We start from the raw sequence: 9035 nt of genomic DNA, 5'->3' as shown, positions 1-9035 counted from the left end.
CCGAACCCCATTGCGAAGGGAAGCGCGACCGTGATGATCGGCAAACGTCCTGCCGCACGGGTCGGCGACCTCAGCGGCTGCGGTGCCCCCATCATGATGGGCGCACTCAACGTAAACATCGGAGGCTGAGACCGTGCCCGCAAGCATCGATGCCAAGCTGTCGTTCCTCGGTTCCGGGCTGGCCTTTCCGCCCGCCGCAGACTCCCGCGGCTCCATGGCCATGGTGTCGTACGACGAAGACATCCGCCAGTCGATTCGAATCATTCTCGCAACCAACCCGGGAGAGCGAGTCATGCGGCCCGACTTCGGCGCGGGCCTCCGCGACTTCGTCTTCGAGCCGGCGGATTTGTCCACCTGTAACCGCCTTCAGACTCGCGTGCGCGAAGCCCTCATCGACTACGAGCCGCGGATCAACGTGCAAAGCGTCATTGTGCCGCCGCCGGCGCAGCCCTCCATCGATGTTCTCTACATCAACATCACTTACGTGATTCGCTCCACAAACAGCGTCGCCAACCTTGTCTATCCGTTCTATCTCGAAGAGGGCCAGCCCACGTGAAGCTCAATACCACGCCCACACTCGACTCTCGCAGCGCCTCCGATGTGATGAACGAGCTGCTGACCTTGCAACCGGCCTGGACGCCTGAGCTCGCGCCGGCCAAGGGTGAACCGGCCTACGCGTTGTATCAGGTCTTCTCGCGTTATATGCAGTCCTCTATCGGCCGCCTCAACCAGGCGCCTGACAAGAATCTGCTCGCCTTTCTCGACACCTTTGGAGTGGAGCAGATTCCGCCTCAACCTTCGCGAGCCCCGGTGGTCTTTCTGCCTGTGCCGAATAGCGCCAACGCTGTGATCCCGGCGCGCACCCGGCTTTCAGCAAAATTGACCACGCAGGCCACGCCCCTCATCTTCGAAACTGAGCAGGACGGCGCGATGGCCGCCGCCAGGCTGACCGACGTCGTCACCGTATGGCCCGCGCAGGATAATTACGCAGTCCATTCCGGCGACGTCGCCGGTAAACGCACCTTCCAGCTATTCAATCCGCGCAGCCCTGTGCCGCACGAATTCTATCTGGCACACGACACCGTCTTGTCCTTCTCAGGATCTTCGCGCATTGACATTGAATTTCAATTGTCCCCCGCGGCGAATGTTCCCATCCTCGCGAAATGGGATTTCTGGGACGGTCAAACTTGGCGTCCTTTCACCGACATCAATCCCTTCGATCCGACCTCCGGCAGCGACGGCACGCTTGGCTTCACACGGAGCGGAATCATTTCTCTGCGCGCTGGATGCGGCCAGTCGCAGCCCACCACCATCCTCGGAATGAAAGCGCACTGGATTCGCGCTCGTCTCGTCGCCCCTCTCGCTCCGTCCGCGGGGCGCGTGCTCGCCATGGTCGATCGCGTCCGCTTGCGGTCTGTGATCGCGGTCGCGGATGTCGCAGCTTTCCCTCCGGATGCGGCGTTTGCCGATGCCACCAAGCTCGACACCAGTAAGGTTTTTTATCCCTTTGATCAGCAACCTCACACCGGTTCCGCATTCTATTTCAGCGCCGCAGCCGCATTCGGCAAGCCCGGAGCTGTGGTCACCATCTCGGCCAGCAAGGTGAGCACCGCAATCGAAAACAATCCTTCACCGGGCAGCAACCTTATCGAGCCTACGCTCGTGCTCGAGTATTGGAGCGGTTCCGCGTGGAAAGATACAGGCCTCGACAGCCCCACCCTCTACGCCTTGTTCCATTTCGGATGGTCATTCCAGTTCACAGTTCCATCCGACATCGCCACCACTACCGTGAACAACCAGGTTGCGTGGTGGATGCGCCTTCGCATCCAAGTCAATAATTTTGTGCGCTGCCAGGCAGTCACTTTCAACGGCAATACGCTGAACGTCTTCACGGTCGTCCCTCCAGCGCTGGAGAAAATGTTCATCACGTATTCCTACCAGTCGCCCTGGATCTTTCCGGAACAATGCGTCACCTGGAGCGATTTTCAGTGGGCCGTGCATAGTCGCGACGTCCGATGGCCGGGAAGCCCGTTTGCTGCTTTCAACCCTCTTTCCGACGCGACACCGTCACTGTATTTCGGCTTCGATCGGCCGCTTCCCAATGATTCTGTCAGCCTCTATCTCGACATCGAAGAGCAGCCATCCGAAGGTCCGCCCCTGGTCTGGGAAGCCTGGACGGGCGAAGGCTGGGACGAAATCGACGTCACCGACGAAACCGGCAAACTCAGCCGGCCAGGCATGATCTCCTTTGTCCCGCCGCCGACATCTCCGCGACCGTCGGCGAACATCAACGCCGCCGCCGGCCCCGTGGTCACTGCAGGAAACCCACTCGATGCGGCTCTCTTTAAACCGGGAGACAGCGTGATCGTTACCCAGTCGCCGAACACGGAGTTGCGTCTGGTGGCCGGTGTCTCCGGCGTCTCCGTCACCCTGAACGCGCCTCTCGAAAAAACCTACACTGGTGGTTCCATTTCCATTTCCGCACTGCCGCGTTTCGGCCAGTCGCGCGATTGGGTTCGCGCGCGCCTCAAGGAAGACGGAAGCCCTGCTCAACCCGATATCGATGGCATCTACCTCAATGCCCTCTGGGCCCGTCAGGTCGAGACGGTTACACAGGAAATTCTCGGCGGCGGACTCGGCGTTCCGAACCAGTCTTTCTTTCTCAATAAATCGCCCCTGCTTCCAGGCGAGCAAATCGAGTTGCGCGAGCTTGACGGACTTCGCGCCAACGTGGAGTACCCCATCCTTCGCGACGAGCTCACCGCCCTTGGCTACACGTCTGCGGATATCGACTTGACCTTTGATCCCCGGACCAATCAGATCACCGAGGTCTGGGTCGTATGGCAGGAGCGGCCCCACTTCTACTTCTCTGGCCCCGACGACCGGCATTACGTCGTGGAACGCACCAGCGCCAGAATCATCTTCGGTGACGGCGTCCACGGCAAACTTCCGCCCGTCGGCCCGGGAAACATTCGTGCTCGCATCTACCAGGCCGGAGGCGGACAGATCGGCAACGTCCAGGCCGGTGCCATTAGCCAGATCATGAGCGGAGTGCTGGCCTCCAGCGTTTCCAACCCGCGCGCAGCCGAAGGCGGAGCTGACGGCGAAACCACCACCGCCCTCCTCTCTCGCGGGCCAAATGTATTTCGGCACATGGAACGCGGCATGTCCGCATCGGATTATGAAGCGTTGGCTCGCGAGGCATCTCCCGCGATAGCCGCGGTTCGCGTTCTGCCCGCTACGGCGTCCAACGGGCGACCCGCAGCAGGATCGATCACTGTAGTCATCGTTCCGCAGAGTCAGGATGCGCAACCGCAACCATCCTACGGTTTGCGGCAGGAGGTTCACGACTTTCTCGCCCTGCGCGCGCCTGCCACCGTTGATCCTTTGGACATCACCGTCAAAGGGCCCTCGTACCTCCCGGTCGGAATCGCAGGCATCCTCGTTCCAAAAGATTCAAGCCAGGCCGGAACCATAGCGCAGGCGGGCAATGCCGCGATGGCGGCGTTTCTCCATCCGCTCACCGGCGGACCGGATGGCGATGGCTGGGCCTTCGGCCGCGGCGTCTTTATCTCCGATGTGGCCGCGGTTCTTGAGGCCATTCCCGGCGTCGACCATGCAGAGTTTCTTGAACTCCGTCTCAATGACACTCCCGTCGGCGATTCCGTCTCCGTACCGACAGACCGCATCGTTGTCGCGGGGCCCATTCGTATCGAGGTGCGAGGCGCGTAATGCCCATCCCCTTGCCCAATCTCGACGACCGGCGCTGGAGCGACCTTTTCGAAGATGGCCGCGCCAGCATCACCCGTTACGCGCCCCAGTGGACCGATCACAATCTTCACGATCCGGGTATCACGATCATCGATCTCTATGCCTGGCTGACGGAGATGACCAATTACCGCTTGAATCGCGTTCCCACGCGGCACAAGCGGAAGTTTCTCGAGCTTCTGGGCTTCGATTTGCAGCCTCCGGCGCCCGCACAAACCATGCTCAGCTTCGCGCCGGCACCGGCCACCGCTCCCTTCGTTCTCCCCGCGGGCGCTGAATTCGAAGGCGTCGACCCCGATCAGAATCGGATCTCCTTCCGGATTCTCCGCGACACAAATGTTCAGCCCGCAAACCTTCAAGCTGTGCAGGTCCAGGATTCAAGCGGCACTCCTGTCGATCGCACGCACGACTTCACCGACGGATTCCCCATCGAACCTTTTGGATCGCAGCCCGCTCCCGGCTGCGCCTTGTACCTCAGCTTCGATGTTCTCGATGCCGGCCAACTCCTTGCCATCGGCCTCCGCTTCGCCGGTCCCGGCAACGATTCTTCTGAGCGCGAACGCATTATCGAGGAAGCCGCCGAAGAGGCCGAGGCCTGCACCCCGGTTCGTACCCTGCTGCAATGTCAAACGCCATCCGCGCCACCTGTGCCGACGCTGCCTCCCCATCACTCCGTCAGCATTGTCTGGGAGGCGATGACCCCCAGCGGCTGGGTCGAGGTTCCTGCCAGCGACAACACTCGCTCTTTCACCCTGGACGGCATCGTCGAAGTCTCGCTGCCGGCAAGCCTTTCGCCTTCCGTTCAGGGAACAATCCCAACCGCATTCTTTTACCTCCGCTGCAGGATGACGGCGGGCGCGTACGATGCCGTTCCCCTTGTGCTCGACATTGCCACGAACGCAGCACCTGCGGAACAGTCCATTCCAGTCACAGAGGCATTCGCCATTAAGGCCGGCATCGCGGTCGCGGGCCCTGCTCCCTCAGCAGGAGACATGGTGCAGCTCATCTTCACGTCCGACGCTTCCGGCGTCATTCAGACGCTCACCTTCGGATCCGGCTCCGGGCCTCAGACGCGTGTCCTCGCCTACACCGCGCCCACCGCCACAACTCCAGGCTCCCTGACCATCGACCTCGAACTAACGGGCATCGGCACCGGACTGCCCGGGCAGCAAATCAGCTTGCGGCAGCCGCAGGTCGAGTTCGCAAGCCTCAGCCTGTTCACGCTCATCGGTACAGCCTGGCAGCAGTGGTCGCCGCGCGACGACTTTGATTCGTCCACACGCACCGACTTCCACTTCGTCTGCGCCCCGGACACCGGAATCATTCAATTCGGTTCGGGCGAACGCGGTCAGACTCCCTCTGCCAATTGCATGATCCTGCTGCGCTATCGCACAACATTTGCAGCCATCGGAAACACCGCGCCCCACACGGTGAACCACGACCGTATCTCTCCATTCAATGATGTGTACTTGAAGCCGCTGCCGGCCGCTACGCGCGACCAGTTGAAGACAATTACGTCCAACCGTACAGCCGCGTCCGGCGGATCAGACCTGGAGACACTCGATGACGCCCTGGGCCGTGCCGTCGAGCTCTTGCACGCGCACGAACGGCTGCTCGATCTTGCCACTGCTTCCCGCACCGTCACGCTTGACCAGATCGATGGCACAGTGGTGCGCAGTCTCGTGTCGCCCTGGCGCGGCGTAAACCTGCTCGATCTCGAACGGCTCGCGCTCTCCGTGCCGGGAACACGCGTCGCCCGCGCGCATGGATGGGCTTCGCTCGATGCGAATTTCCCGTGCCTCACGGCGCCAGGCGTGGTCACACTCGTCATTGCCCCCTATTACCCAGTCGCGGAGCCCGTTCCATCAGAGGGCCTGCTCGAGTGCGTGTGGCGTTATCTTGACCGCCGCCGTCCGGTAGCTACCACCCTGCACATTACCGGGCCGGCCTACACCGAAATCACCGTAACCGCCGCAGTCGCCATTCGTACCGGCGCCGGCGGGGCCAACGTCCAGGCCCGAATCCTCTCCGCTCTTCAGAGTTTTCTTGACCCGCTGACAGGCGGCCCGGATGCACTGGGCTGGCCCTTCGGACGCAGTGTCTATCGTTCGGAAATCCTCCGCCTCATTCAGGACGTCCCCGGCGTCGACCACGTGGATACGCTTTCCATGCAGTCCGATTCCGGCGCATCCCAGTGCGGTGACATCCCACTCTGCCCCACGGCGCTTACCCGGTCCGGGCCGCACAGCATCGAGGTGATATGAATCCCAGGCCTCCAGCTGAACTCCAGATTCCCTTCGATCGCGTCACCTATCGCGAAGGCCAGCTCCTCGCTTCCCGCGATCTCCATGACGACTTCGACACCGCCCAGCGCCTCCGCAGAATGCACACCCTCTTCCTCCATAACACTTGGGGAATTGCGCTGGGTTTCTCCGTCTATGGACAGGTTTCCGACGAATCCATTCATGTCGGCCCCGGATACGCAATCGATTCCTCTGCCCGGGAACTCCTCCTCTCGGAAGACCTGCTGCTGCCCGTTCCGTTGACTCCCGTCGCTACCGATCTTCTGCTCGTCATCGGCTACGTGTCCGACAGTGAATTTACAGATCTGCCCGAAATCGGAATCCTCTGCGCCGGAACAGTTCTGGATCCTCGCGAAGAACGCCCCGCCTTCGCCTGGAGAACGCCCGATACGTTGAATCTCGGCGTCGATGTTCCTCTCGCCCACCTGCATGTTGAGAAAGGTGTGCTCACCCAAGTGCCCGACCTGACCGTCCGCCGATATGCGCGCCGTCAGGTCCGACCGCATATTGCCACCGGAGTAGCTTTCGCCATTGGCCGGCTAATCGCCGACGGGCTCACGGTAAACACCAGCGATGCAGGCTTCGCAGGAAATCCTGAATATTTCGCGCGCCTGGATTTCGTTGGCAACACTGCCCTGGACGCCCTCGCACAGTTTGGCGCCAACTCCGCTTACATCGCGTCGTCCGATTCCAAACAATTCGTATACGCGGCTCCGGAGCTGATCAAATTTCTTCCCGGTGGACTGGCACTCCCGTTTGCGATTACCTGGGTTGGCGTTGAACCCGTCACTGGCTGTGAACCCGTCTCTAATCCCCTGCGCTACTTCACGCTCGCCGGTCTCAATGTCTCAGCCGTCAAACAATTCCAACTCAAGGGGGCCATAGCATGAGCGCCGCCACCATTCCCAATCTCAAACGCATCGAGTTCGTCCCCGGGCAAAGACTCACCGCTCAGGACCTCACCGACGTTCAGGATTCGAATCGCCAACTTCGCTGGCTGCACAATCGCTGTCTCCATGGTTGGGGAATTGGAATCGGCTACGGCGTCACCGGCGAAGTGGGCGATACCTCTGTCACCATCGCGCCCGGATATGCAATCGATTGTCTCGGTCGTGAGCTGATCCTTACCACGGCAGTAACCATGCCGGTGCCTGCCGTCGCCGGCGTCAGCAGCGGCTCCGGCGCAACAGTTCCCGCCACATTCTTCCTCACCATCTCCTATCTCGATGACTCATTCCAGGCTACCGAAGAATCCCGCCCCGGAGTCTGCATGCCCGCCGGAACAGTGCGGCTCACAGAAGGTCCCCTTCTTCAATGGCAACAGTTCAAGGACATTCAGGACGGCTTGAATGTCATCCTCGCTGAAGCCACTGTTCTTAACTGCCAGCTTAATGCCGCACTCGGACTCGATGTACGGCGAAATGCGCTTCCGTCGAATCAGCCGTACATCAATGCGGGCCAGGTGCCTCCCGCTGCGATCGCATGGACACCCGTCACTGGCGGCATCTCCACCTTCGTGGATACATCGGCCGCCAAGTTCGCCGCCACCCCCGCTTACTTCGCACATGCCATGGGCTCCCGACAGATCGTCGTGGCCCCCGCTTTGACCTATTCGCTCGTCACTGTCCCGGTAATCGAGAGTGCGTTGCCAAACGGCTTCGTCCTGCAGATTGTCTTGCTCATGTTCAACAGCCTCAATCAAGTGGTTGCCGTGGACGATAAAGATATCGCCGGCCTGATCCCCTTGCTCAACTGGACCATCGTTTGGATGGGAATAGAAGGATGAATCGCCATGCCTGGTGAGAGCGGCTACTTATATCTCAATTCCGGAGACGCCTGGCCATCCGTCAGCTTCGGTCCAACCGTGGCTCAGAGCGGAGGACTGATCGGGCTCAAGAGCAGCGGCCCCGCCTTTGAGGTGTCAGGTTCATTCCTTGCCGGACCTTTTCAGGTGTCCGATCGCCCAACTTCGTGGTTTCGTCTCAAGGCGACCATGAGCGCCGATACGTCCCTCGTGAACTCGCACGTGCAGTTCTACACCTTCGCCGCCGCCTCTGGTCCCGCCCCGTGGAACCCTCTCTCGGCGACTCCGTTCTCCGATCCAGCCTGGAAAGCCGCGCCCCGCGACGCGCTCGATTTTGCCATCACCAATGCGCCCAATATGCTGCTCTATGTCGGCGGATTTTTGCGCGGCAATGGAAGCGAAACGCCCCTGCTCGATCAGCTTCGTGTCGACTACGGCGCCGATACCTACGCAAAGTTTCTTCCGCCCGTCTATCGCCATCAGCCCACCGCGGAGAATTTCCTCAACCGCTTTCTCGGAATGGATCAATCCGTCCTCAGTGCAATTGAAAGCAAGATCGAGGACCTGCCTCTGCTCTTTGACCCCAAGGCTGCTCCCGCCGGAGACCCGCCCTCATGGCTGGGCTGGCTTTCGGGATGGCTCACCTTCATTCTCGATGAACATTGGGCCGATGCGGAAGCACGCGCCAATCTCGCCGGCGCATTCAGCCTCTATCAGAAGCGCGGCACCATCGAAGGCTTGCGCGCATATCTCAAAATGTATGCCGGGGTAAACGCCCTCATCGAAGAACCCGCGCGCAGCGTTTCCCTTTGGGCCCTCGGCGACTCCAATCCACTCGGCTTCACCACCATGCTCGCACCAGGCCCATTGCAGGGCGCCGTCCTCAACACTACCGCCACTGTCGACCAGTCCCACATCACAACAGGAGAGCCCTTCGGTGCCGAGCTGTACGAAGATGTCGCGCACCGCTTCTGCGTCAGCATTTACTGCGCTGAGCTGACTTCCGCTGACGCCCTCGCCAGGGTGCGCCAGGTCCTCGATCGGGAGAAGCCCGCGCACACCACCTACGACCTCTGTCTTATAGAACCAGCCATGCGCGTCGGAGCCCAGGCCCGCGTGGGGATCGATGCGATTGTCGGGCAGGCAGGAACGCCGCACGC

The 9035-nt window shown here is 61.0% G+C and carries 7 protein-coding genes; all 7 read left to right on the top strand.

Annotation, left to right across the window (positions count from 1 at the left end):
- The first annotated feature begins 9 nt into the window (after positions 1 to 9).
- On the top strand, positions 10 to 129 hold the full coding sequence (locus WA354_RS12085) for a PAAR domain-containing protein (RefSeq protein WP_472813265.1): 120 nt from the start codon (positions 10 to 12) through the stop codon (positions 127 to 129).
- Positions 130 to 133: 4 nt separating this feature from the next.
- Complete coding sequence (locus tag WA354_RS12080) at positions 134 to 556, top strand: GPW/gp25 family protein (RefSeq protein WP_472813264.1); 423 nt, start codon at positions 134 to 136, stop codon at positions 554 to 556.
- Positions 553 to 3732 (top strand): putative baseplate assembly protein, encoded by a 3180-nt coding sequence (locus WA354_RS12075; RefSeq protein WP_472813263.1) that lies wholly within the window; start codon positions 553 to 555, stop codon positions 3730 to 3732. Before WA354_RS12080 ends, WA354_RS12075 begins: the two co-directional genes overlap by 4 nt.
- Complete coding sequence (locus WA354_RS12070; RefSeq protein WP_472813262.1) at positions 3732 to 6032, top strand: putative baseplate assembly protein; 2301 nt, start codon at positions 3732 to 3734, stop codon at positions 6030 to 6032. Before WA354_RS12075 ends, WA354_RS12070 begins: the two co-directional genes overlap by 1 nt.
- Positions 6029 to 6961 (top strand): hypothetical protein, encoded by a 933-nt coding sequence (locus tag WA354_RS12065; protein ID WP_472813261.1) that lies wholly within the window; start codon positions 6029 to 6031, stop codon positions 6959 to 6961. Before WA354_RS12070 ends, WA354_RS12065 begins: the two co-directional genes overlap by 4 nt.
- Positions 6958 to 7857 (top strand): hypothetical protein, encoded by a 900-nt coding sequence (locus tag WA354_RS12060; RefSeq protein WP_472813260.1) that lies wholly within the window; start codon positions 6958 to 6960, stop codon positions 7855 to 7857. Before WA354_RS12065 ends, WA354_RS12060 begins: the two co-directional genes overlap by 4 nt.
- 6 nt (positions 7858 to 7863) lie before the next feature.
- The coding region (locus WA354_RS12055; protein ID WP_472813259.1) for a phage tail protein at positions 7864 to 9035 on the top strand (1172 nt) is incomplete at its 3' end.

This window comes from Occallatibacter sp. (assembly GCF_049802275.1).
Classification (GTDB): Bacteria; Acidobacteriota; Terriglobia; order Terriglobales; family Acidobacteriaceae; genus Telmatobacter.
This window is presented reverse-complemented; position numbering and strand designations above follow the sequence as displayed.